The organism is Amycolatopsis keratiniphila subsp. keratiniphila (assembly GCF_001620365.2).
GTDB lineage: Bacteria > Actinomycetota > Actinomycetes > Mycobacteriales > Pseudonocardiaceae > Amycolatopsis > Amycolatopsis keratiniphila.
The window spans coordinates 154,074-171,950 of sequence record NZ_LQMT02000037.1 but is presented as its reverse complement, the minus strand read 5'-3'; the positions used below and the strand labels follow the sequence as shown (position 1 = coordinate 171,950).

Genomic DNA, 17,877 nt, shown 5'->3' with positions numbered 1-17,877 from the left:
TACCGACGGGACGCTCCGGAGTCCTTCTCCATAAATGCGGTAAATAATCGTGGCCCGTTCCCGAATACCGCTGCTAACCTGCGAATGTCCGCCTCTCGGCGAAATTCCGCTGACCAGCACGGAAGGGAGCGCACGCCTCATGGTCGCCGTCATCACCGCAGCTCCGCGGGCCAGCACGGTCTTCGCGGGATTCGCCGCGTACGGCGCTTTGTGGGGTCCGTACCTTTCGATGCTGCCGGACGTCCGCCACGCCACCGGCGCCGGTGAAGCGCAATTGGGCGCCGCATTGCTGATCGGCGCGCTCGCGGCGATGCCGGCGATGTTCGCTGTCGGCCGCCTGCTCGACCGGTTCGGCCGCCCGGTGGCGGTCTCGACCTTCGCCGGATTCGCGCTCATCGCGCCGACACCGGCTTTGGCCGGATCCGTTCCGGCCTTGTTCCTGACCCTGGGATTGTTCGGATTCGGTTCGGGTGCCTGCAATGTCGTCGTGGTCGCGCTGGCGGCGTCCGCCGAAGCGGGCGACGGGCCCCGCGTGATGAACCGCGCGCACGCGTTGTTCAGCATCGGCCTGTTGACGTGCAGCCTCGGCACCGGGGCGGCCCGGACCGCGGGAGTACCCGCCGAAGTGATCGCGCTGACGCTTTCGGCACTGGTCGTGTTCGGCGCGATCGTGGCGAGGAATTCCGTGCCGGGACGGCTGGTGCGCCAGGGCCGCGAACCGGGACGGCGGCTGCGGCTCGGCCCGGCGGTCCTGCTGCTGTGCCTGCTGGCGGCGCTGGCCATGGTCGTGGAAAGCGGCGTCCAGCAATGGAGCGCGGTGTTCCTGGCCGACGTCACCCGCGCGCCGGTCGGGATCTCGGCGGCCGCGCCCGGCATCTTCGCCGCCGGTATGGCACTGGGCCGGTTCGGCGGGCACTGGCTGTCCGGCCGCGCGTCGGATCGCCTGGTACTGCTCACTTCCGGCGCGCTTTCCGGGGTGGGCGTGCTGATGCTGTCGATGGCCGACGCGCCGGTGCACGGCCTGCTCGGCACCGCCGTGGTGGGCGGTGCGATCTCGGTGTCGACGCCCACCGTCTACGGGCTGATCGGCCGCGGCGCGACCGCGGAGGACCGCGGCGCGGTGATCGGCTCGGCGGCGTCACTGGCCAGTGTCGGCCTCTTGCTCGGCCCGGCCGTGGTCGGCCAGATCGCCGGGCACACCGACCTGCGGGTCGCCATCGCGGCGTTGTCCGTGGCCTCGGTCGCGGTCTGCCTGCTCGCGCTGCGCGTGCCCGCACGGAACCAATGATCGGAGGATGGACCCGATGGGCGACGTAACAGGGGGTCGCGGAGGCTCGGACTTCGCCGAAGGGCGGCAGCGGCGGCAGCTCGTCGGGGACGACATCCCCGACGGCTGCCCGTTCGGTTCACGGCAGCGCGACGGACGCCGTGAATGGCTGGTGAGCGGCTATTCCGAAACGCGCGATTTCCTGCGCGACAAGCGCTTCAGCCGGGCCGTGCTGGCCGAGACGACCCATCCGCGCGGGCCGGCCACCCGGATGTCGGTGACCGACCTGGACCCGCCGAGGCACACCCGGATCCGGAAGCTGATCGGCGGTGCGTTCTCCGCCCGCCGTGCGGAGCAGCTGCGCGACTACGTCGAAACCACCGCCGTCGGGCTGCTCGGCAGGCTGATCGACACGGATCCCACCGCGGATCTGATCGCCGACTTCTGCGCACCGCTGACCTTCACCGCGCAGGCCGAGCTGCTGGGTGTGCCGCCGTCGCGGCGCGAAGCCCTCCGCAAACGCGCGAACGCGCGGCTCGGCAAGCCGGGCTCCCCGCGATCCGCCGTCTACCAAGGCGAACTGCTGTTGCACGACGAGGTCGCGATGATGCTCACCGACACCGAGGACCCGCCGTCCGGGCTGATGGCCGAACTCATCGAGGCACACCGCTCTGGCGCGCTCGACGAAACGGAACTGACCGGGCTGGCGGCGTCGCTGTTCTTCGACGGGCACGCGCTGGCGGCCGCGCAGATCGCCAACGCGGTGTTCTGCCTGATCTCCCGGCCGGGCCTGCTGGCCTCGCTGGACGCGGACCCGGCGCTGCTGGACGCGGCCGTCGAGGAAACGCTCCGGTACAGCCCCGCGGTGAACTTCAGCATGACACGGGTCGCGACGGAGGAGGTCACCATCGCGGGCACCCGGATCGAGCCCGGCGATCTGATGACCGCGCTCCTGCCGGTGGTCAACCGCGACGAAGACGTCTTCGCCGATCCGGACCGGTTCGCGATGGACAGGAACGGCAGGCATCTGTCGTTCGGGCACGGGACGCACCATTGCCTCGGCGCCCACCTCGCGCGGGTCGAGATCCAGTCGGCGCTGCGCGCGCTTTCCCGTCGTGCGCCGGAACTCTGCCTCGCCGTACCCGAAGATTCCCTGGAATGGACCGTCTCCCCGACGATGCGCGCATTGTCCGCGCTGCCGGTCCGCTGGACTTCTTCCGGCGTGCTCGATCCTTTGGAGCGTCGCGCGCGGCGGTGGGAAGATCGGCCCGCGGCCTGAACACAGGCCTGGAGGAAAACGAAGGAGTTCGTCATGCGGGAAATCGCCGCGGGATTGTTCATGTCCCTGGACGGGGTGGCCGAACGGCCCGACCGCTGGATGGGGCAGTACTGGTCCGACGAGATGAGCGAAGGCATCGCCGAGAGCCTCGCCGCTTCGGACGCCATTCTGATGGGCAAGGACACGTACCTCGCCTTCGAAGAGATGTGGAAGCCGCAGGGTGACAGCAATCCGATGGCGGCGTTCCTCAACGGCACGCACAAATACGTCGTTTCTTCGACGTTGGACGAAGCCTCGCTGACCTGGCCGGACACGAGCCTGATCACCGGTGACATCGCCGGTGAGATCACCCGGCTGAAGGAAGGCCCCGGCAAGACGATCCGGGTGCCCGGCAGCCCGAAGCTCGTCCAATGGCTGCTCGCCGAAGGACTCCTGGACGAACTGGCGCTCAACATCATGCCGCTGGTGGCAGGCGAGGGCATGAAACTGTTCGACGGCACGGGCAAGGAGATCCCGCTGAAGCTCACCCGCGCGAACGCGCTGAAAACCGGCGTCATCGGCGCCGTCTACACCCGCTCCTGAATTCACCGGAACCGTGAAAATTTCATTGTTCCGTCGTGACGAGATCATGGCCCGATCACACACGAATCGACTACCGGGCATTCGGCGGCGCTGCGATACTGGTGAGCAGGCGCGATCATGCACGCGCACCGGCGAGGAAAGGAAATTCTGTGACTGCCGCAGCCCGCAAGACCAAGCAACCGGCGGGTGAGGGAATCCGCGTCACCGGCGCTCACGAGAACAACCTGAAGGACGTCTCACTCGAACTCCCGAAGAACCAGATCACGGTTTTCGTCGGGGTTTCGGGTTCCGGGAAGTCCTCCGTCGTGTTCGACACGATCGCCGTCGAGGCGCAGCGTCAGCTGAACGCCACCTTCCCCTGGTTCATCCGCAACCAGCTGCCCAAACACGAACGCCCGCATGTGGACGGCATCGAGAACCTGACCACCCCGGTGATCGTCGACCAGCGTCCGCTCGGCGGGAACGCGCGCTCGACGGTCGGCACGGTCGCCGACATCCATCCGCTGCTGCGGGTGTTGTTCTCGCGTCAGGGAAAGCCCAGCGCGGGCAATCCTTCGCTGTATTCGTTCAACGACCCCAACGGGATGTGCCCCGACTGCGAGGGGATCGGCCGCGCGCTGCGCCCGGACCCCGAGCTGATGCTCGACATGACGAAGTCGCTCGACGAGGGCGCGATCCTGGTGCCGGGCTATCCGGTCGGCAGCCCCGGCTGGCAGTTCTACGCCAACCACGACGCCATCAACCCGGCCAAGAAGCTCAACAAGTACACCGCGAAGGAGATGGACACCCTTCTGCACGGCAAGGAGGGCAAGGTCCAGCTCACCTTCAAGAACGGCAAGACGCAGACCCTGACGTTCGAGGGCCTGGTCGCGAACTTCACCCGCCGCCATCTCAAACGTGACACCGGGTCGATGAGCGAGAAGACCCGCGCCCAGGCGGAGAAGTTCATCACCGAGGGACCTTGCCCGGCCTGCCGCGGCGGACGGCTGAGCGAGGCGGCGCTGGCGACCAAGCTGGCGGGCAAGAACATCGCGCAGTGGTGCGAGCTGCAGATCACCGATCTGATCGAGCTGATCAAGTCCATCAAGGACAAGCAGACCGCCGCGATGGCGCAGGGCGTGCTGGCCGCGCTCGAACGCATCGAGGCGATCGGCCTCGGCTACCTTTCGCTGGACCGGGCGACGACGTCGCTGTCCGGCGGTGAGGGGCAACGGCTCAAGCTGGTCAAGCACCTGGGCAGCGACCTCACCGGGCTGACCTACATCTTCGACGAGCCCAGTGTCGGCCTGCACCCCCGCGATGTCGGACGGCTCAACGATCTGCTGCGGGCGTTGCGGGACAAGGGGAACACGATCCTCGTGGTCGAACACGACCCGGACGTCATCGAGATCGCCGATCACATCGTCGAGATCGGGCCGCGCGCGGGCGTGCACGGCGGCGAGGTCGTGTTCCAGGGGACGTACCGGCAGCTGCGCGCCGGCAAGACGTTGACCGGGACCGGGCTGGCGCGATCGGGTGTCGTCAAGGAGGATCCTCGGCGGGCCAAGGGAAAGCTGTCGATCAAGCGGGCTTCGCTGCACAACCTGAAGAACGTGTCGGTCGACATCCCGACCGGTGTGCTCACCGCCGTCACCGGCGTCGCGGGTTCGGGCAAGAGCTCGTTGATCTCCGGTGTCTTCCGCGAGGCGCATCCGGACGCGATCTTCGTGGACCAGACGCCGATCGCGGCGTCGTCCCGCTCGACTCCGGCGACTTACCTCGGCCTGATGGACCCGGTGCGCAAGCTCTTCGCGAAGGCGAGCGGCGCGAACGCGGCGCTGTTCAGCTTCAACTCGCAGGGCGCTTGCGAGGAATGTCAGGGCCGCGGTGTGCTGATCACCGAAGTGTCCTATATGGACCCGATCACCACGCACTGTGAAAGCTGTGACGGGCGGCGGTTCAAGGACGAGGTGCTCGCGCACAAGCTGCGGGGCAAGTCGATCGCCGACGTGCTGGAGCTGTCCGCGGAACAGGCGGCGGAGTACTTCATCGAGGCCCCGGTACTGGCGAAGGTGAACGCGCTGATCGAGACCGGGCTCGGGTATCTCGGGCTGGGTCAAGCGCTGAGCACGCTGTCCGGCGGTGAACGTCAGCGGATCAAGCTGGCGGACCGGCTTTCCGGCGGCGGCAACGTCTACATCCTCGACGAGCCGACCACCGGCCTGCACATGACCGACATCGACATGCTGCTGGGCCTGCTCAACGGCATGGTCGACGCGGGCAACACGGTGGTGGTGATCGAGCACAACCTGGCGGTGATCGAACAGGCGGACTGGATCATCGACCTCGGGCCCGGCGGCGGCAAGAACGGCGGCGAGATCGTCTTCACCGGCCCGCCCGAGAAACTCCTGACCGCGGAAAGCTCGCTGACCGGCGAGTACCTCAAGCGCTACCAACAGGCCGGCTGACAGCAGGCTCTTCGATGAAGGGGACGTCCCAGGCGGGGCGTCCCCTTCATCGCGTTCGGCGCAGGATTCGAGACGCCCCGCGCCCTCGGCGGCGGCCAAGCTGGAAGCCGGTGCGGCGAGGAGGCGCGGATGGCGGTGCGGCTGGTACTGACCGGCGGGCTGGAATGCCTGGATCCGATTCCGGAAAGCGAACGCGCGACGGTTTTCACCGCGTTGTTCGCCGTCTGCGACGGATCCGCTTTCCTGACCTACGGTGTTTTCAAAGTCGGCGGCGGTCCCGGCCGTTTCCTGTTGACCGTCGCGCCCGCGCTGGCGATCCGGGTGCGGATCGATTGGGCGCGTTCGGAATTCGAGTTGCTCGGGCTCAGCAGGGAACCCGTCGAGTGGCCGCGAGAACTGGATGTGCTCTGAGCACTGTGAATCCCGTAGGATGACGACGGAGCCACTGAACTGGGGTGCGAGGTGCTTCGTGGTGATCAAAGTGCTGCTTGCCGAAGACATGCACATGGTTCGCGGGGCGCTCGCCGCCCTGCTGAACATGGAATCCGATATCGAAGTGGTCGCCCAAGTCGCCGCGGGTGACCAGATCCTTCCGACGGCGAAATCCGTCCGGCCCGATATCGCGATCCTCGACATAGACCTGCCGGGCAAGGACGGTTTGACCGCGGCCATGGAGATCCGCGAAAGCCTGCCCGGCTGCCATACACTGATCCTCACCAGCCTCGGCCGCCCCGGCACGGTCCGGCGCGCGCTGGACGCGAAGGTCAACGGCTTCCTGCTCAAGGACGCGCCGTCGGACGAACTGGCCGACGCGGTGCGGTCGGTCGCGATCGGCCGCCGGGTGATCGACAGCGAATTGGCGCTCGCCGCCTGGGAAACCGACGACTGCCCGCTGACCACCCGCGAGATCGAGATCCTCCGGGTGACCGCGCGCGGGCGCACCGTCGCCGACATCGCGGCCGAACTGTTCCTGTCGCCGGGCACGGTCCGGAACCATCTGGCGGCGATCGTCACGAAGCTCAACGCCCGCAACCGGGTGCACGCGATCCGTATCGCGACCGATGCGGAATGGCTGTGACGTCTCGTTGAGGTAGCGAGCACGCGTGTGTGTGGTGTGTGGAAATAGGGACGTTCAATGTCTCTATTTCCACACACCCCCTCGTGACCGGACCTGTCACGCCAGGACTGTGTGGGTTTCTGGTCATCCAACGCCCCAAAATCCACACAGTCGGCGTCGCCCCGATCCCGCGGTCCGTGAAGGGCCCCTTGAGGGACCCAGGGTCCCTCAAGGGGCCCTTCACGGACATCTGCCCGTTCGATTAGAGGTTCTCACCTTCTCCTTGACGCTCGCAGCGGCACCGCTATAACCTCTAACTATCGCAACAAGTGATAACAACAGGCGAAGGAGAAGCACCATGTTCGGCAAGCGCGCGGCCCTGCTCACCATCCCGCTGGCCATCGCGGGCGTCCTCGGGGCAACGGCACCGGCCCAGGCCGCCCCCGCCCACCACACCAAACCGACTTCGCTTACCTGCCAAGGAAAAGGCATCGACCGATCGGCCAAGGTGCACTACCGGACCGAGACCTTCATCAAGGCGCCGCTGCGCACGATCTGGAATCTGCAGACCGACGTGGAGGCGTGGCCGTCCTGGCAGAACCCGGTCATCCCCGTCACCATGAAGCGGCTGGACGACGGCCCGCTGCGCAAGCATTCCCGGTTCCAGTGGACCATCCCCGTCCCGCCCGGCATGCCGTACCCGCCCGGCGACGTGACCATCGTTTCCACCGTCCGGCAACTCCAGCCCGGTAAATGCATCCGCTGGACAGGACCGCTCGACGGCCCCGGCGGCATGCACATCGACGGCGTCCACGTCTGGAACTTCGTCAAGGTGCCCGGTGGCGTCATCGTCCGCACCGAGGAGAGCCACACCGGCCCTCAGGTCGACAAGGACGTGCCCGGCTCCACCGAGATGCTCGGGCAGGGACTCGAAATCTGGCTTAAGGACCTCGAGAAGGCCGCCGAGCACCGGTAGCGGGGACGTCCGGGCGGGGCCGGGCTCACTTGCCCCGGACCCGCCGAACGACGCCACCCGGCTCGATCCGTTCCACCGTGAAACCCTCGCGCTCGAAGAAGAGTCCCGCGGATTCGTCCGCCAAAAGATGCTCGGCGTACACCCGCCCGACGTCTGCGGGCAACCGTCCGATGAGGACTTCGAGCAATCGCGAGCCCAATCCGCGATGCCGAGGAAGCGTGTACAGCTTGCGGATCACTTGCTCATCGCCGTCGAGACCGCCCTGCCCGACGCCGGCCAGGCGCCCGCTGTCGTCGGCGACCACGACCGCACCGCGGGCGACGGCCCCGGCGATGTTCGTCGTGTTCCACCACATCCGCACCTGCCGCGCGGCCTCTGCCTCGCCGATCAACGGAGCGTAGTGCTCGCGGACGTGCTCCTCGCCGAAGCGGCAGATGGCCATGACGTCGTCGCGATCCGCGTCCCGCACGACCGGCCCGTTTTCCATCGCCTGCCCCGATCCGCCACCCCGGAGGCACTTTCGGGCACTCTCTGATCATCCGGCTTGTCCCGGTGCACGTCCGGTGGTAACGATACGGGCGATCCACCTCGCGACCTCTCGCAATTTCCCCGAATCGCGACCCAGCCCATCGAGCCAAGGCGACGCATGCAACCCAATTTCGACGCAGGTGAGGACTTCGCACTCCTTCTGGAGCGAGAGGCCAGGAAACTCGAGGAAAAGGCCCAAGCACTGACGGCCGCGTTCACCGCCTCGGCGTCCACGGTGACCTCCCCCGACGGCTCGGTGACGGTGACGGTCGAGGCCAACGGTTCGCTGAGCGCCATCGAGTTCGGCAACCGGGCCACCTCGCTGGGGCCCGCGCGGCTCTCCTCGCTGGTCATGCAGACGGTGCGCCAGGCCCAGCGCAAGACCGTCGAGAAGGTCACCGAGTCCTACACCGAGATCAACGGCGAAGACGAGGCCGCCCAGTTGGTCCGCACGTTCCTGCCCAAGGTCGAGGACGAGACGCCGGACGAGCCGGAACAGGACAAGTGGGCCCCCGAGGCGCACAACGAGCCGCCGCGTCCTCAGGCGGGGTACCGGCCGCCGCCACCTCCGCAGGCGGGCCCGCCGCAGCCCGGCCGCCCCGTGCGGCCGCCGAACCCACCGGCGCCGCGAACCCGGCGACCGGCCTCCCCCGACGACGATGAAATGAGCCCCTGGTGACCGGATTCGGTGTCAAGACGGAGGACATGACCGAGTTCACCGGTCACCTCGGCAGACTCGAGGACGCGCTGCGCAAGAGCGCCGACATGGTGGGCAGTTGCGTGGCGGACCCCGGCATCTTCGGCATCTTCGGCGGCCAGATCTACGGCGCCGGCGCGAGCATGCACTGCGGGAAGGCGCGGGACCAGCTGAACAAGTACTCGGAGAACGTGCAGGAGTTCTCGGACAGGGTGCGCGAGGCGGCGAAGCGGTACAACGCCAACGAGGAGGAGACCGAGAGGCTGATCACCGAAGCCGGCAAGGGGATCGACGAGGTGAAGGTCAAGTGAGCGACGAGTACCACCGCAACGATTTCGGGAACAACACCGGCACCAAGGCCGGCGACTTCAAGGACGAGAAGAACAGCTTCCTCGCGGGCAGCGGCGACACCACGGGCGCGGGCTTCTTCGATTCCGCGTTCTCGCTGAAGAAGGCCGTCGACGAAGGGGACAGCCTCAGCATCGGACTGGCCTCGGCGGGGATGGCGATCGAGATCCTCGGCATGGTCGCCGATCCGATCGGATCGCTGCTCACCGCCGGGATCGGCTGGCTGATCGAGCACATCGTCATCTTCCGCTGGCCGTTGGACTTCCTGCTGGGAGACCCGAAGGGCATCGAGGCGGCCAAGACGGCGATCTACAAAGAGGGCGCGGAGGTGCGGGAGTGGGCGAAGGACCACGCCGCCGCCACCGCCAAGTTCACGGAGAAGTGGACGGGCGAGGCCGCCGACACCTTCCGCGCCGACATGGAAGGCGTCGCCGCCCAGATCGACGCGCTCGCCGGATACATCGAATTCGCGGGCAAGCAGATGGGGATCGCCGGCGCCGTCATCGGCGCGGTCCGCGGCATCGTCCGCGACATCATCGCCATGACGCTGGCAGGCATCCTCAAGGCGGCGATCGTCGCGGTGGCACTGGCGCCGGTCACCTTCGGCGGTTCGATCATCGCGGCGATCACCTCCATCATGAGCACGGTCGCGGTGGCGATCGCCAAGATCGCCAAGCAGATCGCCGACGTCGCCAAGAAGCTCGCCGAGATGCTCAAGATCCTGGCGAAGACCCGCGGCGCGGCCGACGACGTCGTCAAGCTGACCCTCGGCGGCGGCAAGATCACCCTGCCCAAGCCGAAACCCGGTGGCGGGACACCGATGCCCGGTGGCAAGAAGCCGATCGAAGGCCCGCCCCCGAAGCCGGGCGACAGCACTCCGGACGCGACGCCCGACGCTCCGAAGCCCAAACCGGAGAAGCTCGGCGACATACCCCCGAGGGTGGTGCGCGAGAAGCTGGCGAAGGAGTTGGAGGGGCATCCCGACGCCAAGAAGATCTTGGAGCGGTACGACTACTGGAGCAGCTTCCCGATCGGCGATCTGAAAACGAGGTTCCCCAAGGCGGCGGACGCGCTCGGAAAGCTCGAAGCCGGGCTCAAAATCCTCAGCGACCCGACCTACGGCGCCTCGGGCATGGCGGGGAAGACCGTCGTCGAGTTGACGAAGGCCATCCCGCCCGCCGCGAAAGAGACACCGCCGGAGGACAAGGAAGAGCAGTAAGGGGCAGGCGGCCCTGTACCGGTGTTCCGGGACAGGGCCGCCTGTGATTTCGTTCGGGTCATGACTGAACGGGTGAACATCTCCTCCGGCGGCGACTACGAGACGGTCTTCGGCTACAGCCGGGCGGTGCGCGTCGGCGAGCACATCCACGTTTCCGGGACCACGGCGCGCGAGCCCGCCCGCTCGGGTGACGCGTACGAGCAGGCGGTGGCCGTGCTTTCGATCATCGAGGCGGCGCTGCGGGACGCCGGCTCGAGCATGGTCGCGGTGGTCCGCACGGTCACCTACGTCACCGACATCAAGGACGCCGACCTGGTGGCGCGGGCGCACCGGGAAGCCTTCGGCGACGTGCTGCCCGCGGCCACCATGGTCGAGGTGTCGGCGTTGCTCGACCCGAAGATGAAGGTCGAGATCGAGGCCTACGCCATCGAGAAGTAGCTCATCCGCCGTGGTCGTGGCCCGGCATCGGAAGCAGCCGTGACACGCTGTCTTCGGTGCCGGGGGCGACGATGACGAACTGGCCCATCATCCCTTTGTCCTCGTGGCGCAGGATGTGGCAGTGGTACATGTAGGGCGCCGCCGGATCCGCGTGGCGCCCGAATTCGACGGCGAGTTTCACGGTGGCCTCCTTCGGCACGTAGACGGTGTCCTTGGGGCCGCTCAGATAGGCGGGCGGCGGCGCGCCGTTGATCTCGAGAACGCGGAACGCGACCTCGTGGATGTGGAAGTTGTGCGTGTAGGTCGTGTTGTGGATCTCCCAGATCTCGCGCGCGCCCGCCGGGACGACCTCGTCGATCCGCGTCATGTCCATGTCCTTGCCGTTGATCTCCGAACCGGTCAGCGTCATGCGCCGGACGCGGGCGCCCGGTGGTGCCTCGGGCAAGGCGGCCGAGGAGAGCCGCGCGGGCAACGGTGACGCGTCCCGTCGCGGTCCCGCCGCGATGATCTTGAGCAGATCGAAGTCGCCCTCCTCGATGTCCGTCGCCGCGTCGGTCCGCTCGCCGACGCTCCGGAGCACCACCTGCTCCCCGGGAGCGAAGGAGGCGACGATCTCCAGCCGTTCGCCGGGGCTGAGCACCGCCCGCCGGACGGCCGCCGGGCCGGGCAGGAGGCCGCCGTCGGTGCCGATCACGTGGAACTCGCGGCCGTCGGCGAATTCGAGGAAGTAGATCCGGGCGTTCGACGCGTTCAGCACCCGGAACCGGATCCGGCCGGCGGGCACCTCGGCGAACGGATCGAACGTGCCGTTGACCAGGATCGTGTCGCCGATCAACCCGAAGGTGCCGCCGAAGTCCTCCACGAGCTGTCCGTCCGAGTCGAGCCGCTTGTCCTGGAGGATCAGGGGGATGTCGTCCACGCCGTAGTCCGACGGCAGACCGGCCGCGTCCGCCTCGGGGTCCACGATCTGGATCATCCCCGCCAGGCCGCGATAGACGTGGCGGGCGGTCTGTTCGTGCGGATGCGGGTGGTACCAGCCGGTGGCGGCGGGCTGGTCGATCGTCCATTCCGGACGCCAGGTCGCGCCCGGAGCGATCGTCTGATGTGGACCGCCGTCCATCCGCGCCGGCAGGCGCATCCCGTGCCAGTGCAGCGTGGTCGGCTCACCGATCCGGTTGGTGACGGCCATCGCCACCCGGTCGCCGCGGCGCATGCGGAGCGTCGGGCCGAGGTGGTCGCCGTTGATGCCCCACGTGCTCGCCCGCAGGCCCGGGATCAGTTCGGTGCTTCCCGGGCGGAGGGTGAGCTCGAACCGGCGGATACCGGAGGCGTCCGGATCCGGCGACAGCAGTGGCGGCACCCGCAGGCGGTTGGCGAACGCTCCCGGCCGATGGGCCGTTTCCGCCGAACAGCCCGCGACGACGGTACCGGCGGCCACGAGCGCGCCGAGCTTCAAGAAGGAACGTCGGTCCATGACGCGATGATCTCGGCGAGCGGGCGCCCGGCGCGTCGGCCGGGAACGGTAATCCGGGATATCCGACCGGCGCGGTACGTCATCCCGGTGCGGTAGCCCCTTTGCCCGTCGAGGGCGGACGCGCGCCGGGGCGGGCTCGGCCAGAGTCGCCACCATGAGAAAACTCGTCACGACGGCGATCGCCGTCGCCGCTTTCCTGACCGGTTCACCCGCGCTGGCCGAGCCGGGCGGACTGGATCTCACCGTCACCCAAGCGGGTTTCACCGCACCGTCGATCGTCCGCGCGGGCGTCCTCACCCTGTCGGTGCGGTCGGAAGATCCGGCGGGCGCGTGGGTGGGCCTGGTGCGGCTGCGCCCGGGAGTCGCACTCGAAACCTATACGGCGCACCTGAAACAGGCGATGTCTGACGACCCCGCCGACGCGATGGCGGGTGGCAGGGCCGTCACCGCCGACGCCGAGATGTTCGGCGGTGTCGCCGTGGGCGCCGTCCCGGCGGCGGCCGAGATCGCCGTGTCCCCGGGTGACTACCACCTGGTGGATTTCCGTGACGTCGCCGAGCCGGACTTCCTCTCACGGATCCGGCCGCTGCGGATCGGCCCGGGGACGTCGCCGAAAGCGGCCAAGGCGACGGCGGCGATCATCGCGACCGACGACGGATTCCTCGCGCCGCGTTCCCTCACGTCCGGTGCGCCGGTGTTCGTGCTCAACGCGTCCGGCCAGTTCACCGAAGCCATGCTGCTGCCGGTGCGGCCGGGGACCGCGCTCGCCGACCTCGACGCCTTCTTCTCCCGCACCGGGCCGAGCCCGTTCACCGGCAGGCCGACGGGGGTCGTGCCGCTGTCGCCGTGGCGTTCGGCGATACTCACCACGGCGCTCCCTCCCGGCGAGTACGCGCTGGTCACCTGGGTGCGCGACCTGCGCACCGGGGAACCGCTGGCGCTGCGCGGCGCACGTGCCCTGGTGCGCGTTGCCTGACATCACAGAGGTCCTGATGAGCGTGAGACGACCCACGACCGCCGAGACCGCGACCGGGATCGGCGTCGCGGCGCTCGTGGCCGTCTCGGCGGTGACGCGGATCGGGCCGAGCGGACCGGAAGGAACGCTCGGCCCGGCCGGTGCCGTCCTGATCGTCCTGCTGGCCGCGCTGATCACCGCACGCCGGATCTTCCCGTTCGGGGTGCTGGTGGCCGTCAACGCGGTCGTCGCGGCGTGGTTCGTCCTCGACTTCCCCGGCAGGCTGATCACCGTGGCGGCGCTCATCGCCTGCTACACCGTCGCGGCCGAACGCGGCTGGCGGCTCGGCGCGGCGGCCTGGGCGGTCACCGCCGCGGTGTCCACCGTCGTGGTGCACGGCACCCTCGGCGTGGCGTGGTTCGACGACCGGGCGGTGAACGCGCTTTCGCTGGAACTGGCCGCGGTGGCGCTCGGTTCCGCCGTCCACTACCACCGCGCGTACGCCAAGGGCGCGCGGGAAGAGGCACTGCGGCTGCGGTTGCGGGAAACCGAACAGCGGCTGGAGATCGCCCGCGAACTGCACGACGTGGTCGGCCACACCATGGTGACGATCAGCGTGCAGGCCGGCGTCGCGACCCATGTGCTGGAACGGAACCCGGACCAGGGCGCGGCCGCGCTGCGCACCATCAAGACGATCAGCGACGAGGGGCTCGCCGAGGTCCAAGCGCTGCTCGGCATGCTTCGCGTCGACGGGACCGCGGCCGACCGTGGCGGCCTCGCCCGGCTGGAGACCCTGCTGGACGTGACGAGGGCGACCGGTGTCCAGGTGGAACTGGTGGTGCGGGGCGAACGCCGCTCCTTGCCGCCGAGGGTGGACCTGGCCGCGTTCCGGACCGTGCAGGAAGCGCTGACCAACGCGCGGCGGCACGCGCGGCCGACGTCGATCCGGGTCTGTCTGCTCTATGGTGACGACGTGCTGGAGATCGGGGTTCGCAACGACGGAGCGGGCGAAAGCGCCCCATCTCCCACCGGTGGCAACGGGATCACCGGACTGCGCTCGCGGGCCGAGGCTTTGGGCGGGACCCTGCACGCTTCGCGGACCGGTGAGACCTTCGAGGTCACCGTCACGCTCCCCACTCGTGCGGAGGACCACTGATGCCCGTCCGGGTTCTCATCGCCGACGACCAGTCCCTGGTCCGGGCGGGTTTCCGGGTGCTGGTGGAATCCGAGGACGACATGGAGGTCGTCGGCGAGGCCGGAGACGGAGCCACCGCGGCCGCCCTCGCCGAGCGCCTCCGCCCCGATGTGGTCCTGATGGACGTGCAGATGCCCGGCACCGACGGGATCGAGGGCATCCGGCGCATCACCGCGAACCCGGAGCTGTCGGCGGTCCGCGTCCTGATCCTCACCACTTTCGACACCGAGGAGTACGCGGTCGCGGGCATCACCGCGGGCGCGAGCGGTTTCCTGCTCAAGAACACCGCGCCCGCCCAGCTCCTGCACGGCATCCGGGTGGTGGCGGGTGGTGAGGAACTGCTGGCCCCCGGGCTGACCCGCAGGCTGATCGCGCGGCTCGTCACCCCCGCGCGGGCGACGGTGGACGACACGGTGTTCGCCGAACTCACCGTGCGGGAACGGGAAATCGTCGCGCTCGTCGCCGAGGGGCTGAGCAACGCGGAGATCACCGACCGGTTGTTCATCAGCATGGCGACGACCAAGACCCACGTCAGCCGCGCGCTGAGCAAACTCGGCGCGCGCGACCGGGCTCAGCTGGTCGCCATGGCCTATCAGCACGGCCTGGTCAGCCCACCCGAGCCCGGCCGGTGAACTAGACCCGGTAGGTCACATGGACCGCGCCCCTGCCCGCGGCCGCGCTCACCTGGACGAGGGACGCGGGGCTCGCGCCTTCGAACAAGCGGGTGCCGCCGCCGACCATCTCCGGCACGACGTGCAGCCGCAGTTCGTCGACGTGGCCACCGGCGAGCGCCTGCTGGACGACCGAAGCCCCGCCCGCGATCACGACGTCACGCCCGGCCGCCGTTTCGTGTGCCCGCCGGAGCGCCTCCTCGACCCCGGTGACGAAAGAGAACCGGGTCGGTCCCTTCACCAGATCGGGTCCCGGCCGATGAGTGACGACGTACACCGGCATCCCCCAGGTCCCGTCCTCGCCCCACAGCCCGATCCCCACGTCGAACAGCGTCCTGCCGATGACGAACGCGCCGGTGTTCTCGAACATCACCCGGGCCGCCGCCTTGTCGACGTCGTCCGGATCCTCCATGCTCCACGCGGTGAGCCGCTGTCCCGCGGTCCCGAACGGCGCGTCCACACCGACGCCTTCGCCCGCCACGTATCCGTCCAGCGACGGGCTGATGTCGACGATCGTCTTCCCCACCGGGGCCTCCCTTGTCCGTTTCCCCGATTGTGGGCACGGGGGCGGGCGCACACATCCGTCCACAGTGGTACATCCGGCCGTACCCCGTGGGGATGACGGTCACCTCCCGAAAGACCCCACCAGTGCTTCGGGAGCTTCGCGCGTCGCGTAGAGCTTCCAGAAGGCGTCGGCGAAGACGTCCGGGTGGATCACTTCAGGCTCGAAGTCCATCGGGCTCGCCGTGAGTGCCCGGTGCGGCACGCTGCCCTCGATGAGCGCGCCGACGTTGACGGCCCCGGCGTAGATCCCCTTCTCCGCGAGCACCGCGTTCAGGTTGTGGAAGTAGTTCCGCAGCGCTGCCTGCGCCATCCCGACGTTGCCGAGGAACGGCGCCGGGTACAGACCGGATTGCCCGGCGGTGAACAGGATCGCGCCCTCGCCGCGCTCGGTCATATCCGGCAGGACGGCCCGCACGAGTGCCACCGCGGACACCAGGAACCGGTCGAGGATGAGCCGGAGGTTCTCCGGAGCCACGTCGAGCACCGGCACGATGCCCTCGCCCATGGTCCCGCCGCCGGGGTTGAACGCGACCGCGTCGATCCGGCCGATGGCGGTGACGGCGGACGCGATCTGGACCGGCTCGTAGACGTCGGCGACGAACCCGCTCGCCTCGATGCCGTCGCGGTCGAGTTCGGCGACGAGCGCGTCGAGGTTCTCGGTGGTGCGCGCGACGAGGGCGATCCGGAAGCCCTCGCGGCCGAACCGGCGGGCGAGCGAAAGTCCCAGCACCGGCCCGGCGCCGAAGATCGCGAGTGTCTTGGTCATCTGTCCTCCAGAGTTAAGTTGAGGTCTTCCTCAACTTATACCCGTAACTTGAGGATGCCTTCAACTTGACTACGATGCCGTCATGACCAAACCCCTGCGGAAGGACGCTCAGCGCAACCGCGACCTGCTGATCGAGGCGGCCCGGGGGCTCTACGCCGAGCGCGGCCTCGACGTCGCGCTCGAAGAGATCGCCAAGACCGCGGGCGTCAGCATCGGCACGCTGTACAACCACTTCCCGCAGCGGGCGGATCTGGTGAACGCCGTGTTCGCCGACCGGACCGAGACCGTCGCGAAACTGGCCGAACACGTGCTCTCCCTCGACGACGCCTGGATCGGCTTGACGTCGTTCGTCGAACGGGTCTGCGAACTGCAGGCCGCCGACCGCGGCTACAACGAACTGGCTTCGACGCGGCCACCGCAGGCCGAAGATCTCGAACGCGGCTACGAACTCATGACCCGGATCGTCGAACGCGCCAAGGAGAGCGGCACCCTGCGCGACGACTTCACCCTCGAGGACATGGCCTTCGTGACCTGGGGCATCGCGCGCACCGTGGAAGCGACCGCGACCGTCCGGCCGGAGGTGTGGCGCCGCCACCTCGCGCTGCTGTTCGACGGGATGCGAGCGCCCGCCGCGAACCCGCTGCCGGAGCCCCCGCTGAGGCCCGCCGAACTGGCCCGCGTCATGGGCGGCTGCGACTGAGTGGCGGTGACCACCAAGGCAACCCTCCGCCCCTCCGGCGCGTGTACACCCCGGAGGGGAAACCATGAAGACGAAACTCTTGCTCATCGCCCTGACCCTGTTCGTGACGACGGCCTGTTCCGGGGAGCCACCGCCGGCTCCCGCGACGGTCACCGCCACCCCGTCGTCCTCGGCGCCCGCCGGGCCGGACGCCAAGACCGTCGCCTGGCTCGACGGAGTATGCGGCGCGGTGTACGGCTACATGAAGGCTTCCAACGACTACGCGAGTAAGCAACGATCGGGCACGGAAGTCACCCGCGGCGCACTGAAGGAAGAACTCGGGATCCGCGCGGGATTCGCGGGCAAGGTCGTCGACGAACTGACCGCGCTGCCCCCGTCGCCGATTCCCGGCGGCGACGCGGTAAGGAAGTCCCTTGTGGACCAATACGCCGCCGCCAGGGACGCGGCGACCGCGGGCAAACGGCAGTTGGAGAAGTCGGGGAACGACGCCGCCATGGACGCGGCGATCAAGGCGATGGACGCCACGCAGAAACCGATCACGGAAACCCCCGACCTCATGCCGGCGCTCAAAATCGACACGCAGGAGCTGATGGCCGCCGCCGCGGAGGCCAAGAAGTGCGCGCCCGCTTAGGCTTTCCGGGCCCGTTCGCGCTCGTGTCGCGAAAGCTTCTTTCGGGACATCAGACGTCGCGAAAGTGGCTTTCGCGACACATC

The 17,877-nt window shown here is 68.6% G+C and carries 20 protein-coding genes; 16 read left to right on the top strand and 4 right to left on the bottom strand.

Annotated features, from left to right (window positions below; all coding sequences use genetic code 11):
• Window positions 1-139: 139 nt before the first annotated feature.
• From AVR91_RS34725 to AVR91_RS34695, 7 genes are all read left to right on the top strand, one after another.
• Complete coding sequence (locus AVR91_RS34725) at window positions 140-1,288, top strand: MFS transporter (RefSeq protein ID WP_063272319.1); 1,149 nt, start codon at window positions 140-142, stop codon at window positions 1,286-1,288.
• 16 nt (window positions 1,289-1,304) lie between these two features.
• Window positions 1,305-2,546, top strand: coding sequence for a cytochrome P450 (locus tag AVR91_RS34720; RefSeq protein WP_063272320.1), 1,242 nt, complete (start codon window positions 1,305-1,307; stop codon window positions 2,544-2,546).
• A 33-nt stretch (window positions 2,547-2,579) separates the two neighbouring features.
• Complete coding sequence (locus tag AVR91_RS34715; protein WP_063272321.1) at window positions 2,580-3,128, top strand: dihydrofolate reductase family protein; 549 nt, start codon at window positions 2,580-2,582, stop codon at window positions 3,126-3,128.
• A 149-nt stretch (window positions 3,129-3,277) separates the two neighbouring features.
• Complete coding sequence (locus AVR91_RS34710; RefSeq protein ID WP_063272322.1) at window positions 3,278-5,575, top strand: ATP-binding cassette domain-containing protein; 2,298 nt, start codon at window positions 3,278-3,280, stop codon at window positions 5,573-5,575.
• Between the two features lie 129 nt (window positions 5,576-5,704).
• On the top strand, window positions 5,705-5,986 hold the full coding sequence (locus AVR91_RS34705; protein ID WP_063272323.1) for a DUF6235 family protein: 282 nt from the start codon (window positions 5,705-5,707) through the stop codon (window positions 5,984-5,986).
• A gap of 58 nt (window positions 5,987-6,044) precedes the next feature.
• Window positions 6,045-6,653 (top strand): response regulator transcription factor, encoded by a 609-nt coding sequence (locus tag AVR91_RS34700; protein ID WP_228709424.1) that lies wholly within the window; start codon window positions 6,045-6,047, stop codon window positions 6,651-6,653.
• 337 nt (window positions 6,654-6,990) lie between these two features.
• The gene (locus AVR91_RS34695; RefSeq protein WP_063272324.1) at window positions 6,991-7,608 is read left to right on the top strand and encodes an SRPBCC family protein; all 618 of its coding nucleotides are present in this window, start codon (window positions 6,991-6,993) and stop codon (window positions 7,606-7,608) included.
• Between the two features lie 25 nt (window positions 7,609-7,633).
• Here the strand turns inward: AVR91_RS34695 and AVR91_RS34690 are convergent, their stop codons facing one another.
• A complete protein-coding gene (locus tag AVR91_RS34690; RefSeq protein ID WP_063272325.1) occupies window positions 7,634-8,095 on the bottom strand; it encodes a GNAT family N-acetyltransferase in 462 nt (153 codons plus the stop codon).
• A gap of 159 nt (window positions 8,096-8,254) precedes the next feature.
• On the opposite strand from AVR91_RS34690, the gene AVR91_RS34685 reads away from it, so the two are divergent.
• From AVR91_RS34685 to AVR91_RS34670, 4 genes are read left to right on the top strand one after another with little or no spacing between them, the layout of a single operon-like run.
• The gene (locus tag AVR91_RS34685) at window positions 8,255-8,815 is read left to right on the top strand and encodes a YbaB/EbfC family nucleoid-associated protein (RefSeq protein ID WP_063272326.1); all 561 of its coding nucleotides are present in this window, start codon (window positions 8,255-8,257) and stop codon (window positions 8,813-8,815) included.
• Window positions 8,812-9,144, top strand: coding sequence for a hypothetical protein (locus tag AVR91_RS34680; protein WP_170064578.1), 333 nt, complete (start codon window positions 8,812-8,814; stop codon window positions 9,142-9,144). Before AVR91_RS34685 ends, AVR91_RS34680 begins: the two co-directional genes overlap by 4 nt.
• The gene (locus tag AVR91_RS34675) at window positions 9,141-10,400 is read left to right on the top strand and encodes a hypothetical protein (RefSeq protein WP_063272328.1); all 1,260 of its coding nucleotides are present in this window, start codon (window positions 9,141-9,143) and stop codon (window positions 10,398-10,400) included. Before AVR91_RS34680 ends, AVR91_RS34675 begins: the two co-directional genes overlap by 4 nt.
• 60 nt (window positions 10,401-10,460) lie before the next feature.
• On the top strand, window positions 10,461-10,838 hold the full coding sequence (locus AVR91_RS34670; protein WP_228708132.1) for a RidA family protein: 378 nt from the start codon (window positions 10,461-10,463) through the stop codon (window positions 10,836-10,838).
• A gap of 1 nt (window position 10,839) precedes the next feature.
• Here the strand turns inward: AVR91_RS34670 and AVR91_RS34665 are convergent, their stop codons facing one another.
• Window positions 10,840-12,312, bottom strand: a complete 1,473-nt coding sequence (locus AVR91_RS34665) for a multicopper oxidase domain-containing protein (RefSeq protein WP_063275806.1) — start codon at window positions 12,310-12,312, stop codon at window positions 10,840-10,842.
• Window positions 12,313-12,466: 154 nt separating this feature from the next.
• Between AVR91_RS34665 and AVR91_RS34660 the strand changes: the two genes are divergently transcribed.
• From AVR91_RS34660 to AVR91_RS34650, 3 genes are read left to right on the top strand one after another with little or no spacing between them, the layout of a single operon-like run.
• The gene (locus tag AVR91_RS34660; RefSeq protein WP_063275807.1) at window positions 12,467-13,288 is read left to right on the top strand and encodes a hypothetical protein; all 822 of its coding nucleotides are present in this window, start codon (window positions 12,467-12,469) and stop codon (window positions 13,286-13,288) included.
• Window positions 13,289-13,304: 16 nt separating this feature from the next.
• On the top strand, window positions 13,305-14,423 hold the full coding sequence (locus AVR91_RS34655; RefSeq protein WP_143254201.1) for a sensor histidine kinase: 1,119 nt from the start codon (window positions 13,305-13,307) through the stop codon (window positions 14,421-14,423).
• The gene (locus AVR91_RS34650) at window positions 14,423-15,094 is read left to right on the top strand and encodes a response regulator (protein ID WP_063275809.1); all 672 of its coding nucleotides are present in this window, start codon (window positions 14,423-14,425) and stop codon (window positions 15,092-15,094) included. The genes AVR91_RS34655 and AVR91_RS34650 overlap by 1 nt, the downstream gene beginning before the upstream one ends.
• 1 nt (window position 15,095) lies before the next feature.
• Here AVR91_RS34650 and AVR91_RS34645 read toward each other — a convergent pair whose 3' ends face one another.
• Both AVR91_RS34645 and AVR91_RS34640 read right to left on the bottom strand, forming a co-directional pair.
• On the bottom strand, window positions 15,096-15,659 hold the full coding sequence (locus AVR91_RS34645; protein ID WP_063275810.1) for a dihydrofolate reductase family protein: 564 nt from the start codon (window positions 15,657-15,659) through the stop codon (window positions 15,096-15,098).
• 99 nt (window positions 15,660-15,758) lie between these two features.
• Window positions 15,759-16,463 (bottom strand): SDR family NAD(P)-dependent oxidoreductase, encoded by a 705-nt coding sequence (locus AVR91_RS34640; RefSeq protein WP_063275811.1) that lies wholly within the window; start codon window positions 16,461-16,463, stop codon window positions 15,759-15,761.
• 82 nt (window positions 16,464-16,545) lie between these two features.
• Between AVR91_RS34640 and AVR91_RS34635 the strand changes: the two genes are divergently transcribed.
• Both AVR91_RS34635 and AVR91_RS34630 read left to right on the top strand, forming a co-directional pair.
• Complete coding sequence (locus tag AVR91_RS34635) at window positions 16,546-17,163, top strand: TetR/AcrR family transcriptional regulator (protein WP_063275812.1); 618 nt, start codon at window positions 16,546-16,548, stop codon at window positions 17,161-17,163.
• 64 nt (window positions 17,164-17,227) lie between these two features.
• Window positions 17,228-17,794, top strand: coding sequence for a hypothetical protein (locus tag AVR91_RS34630; protein WP_063275813.1), 567 nt, complete (start codon window positions 17,228-17,230; stop codon window positions 17,792-17,794).
• Window positions 17,795-17,877 lie beyond the last annotated feature (83 nt).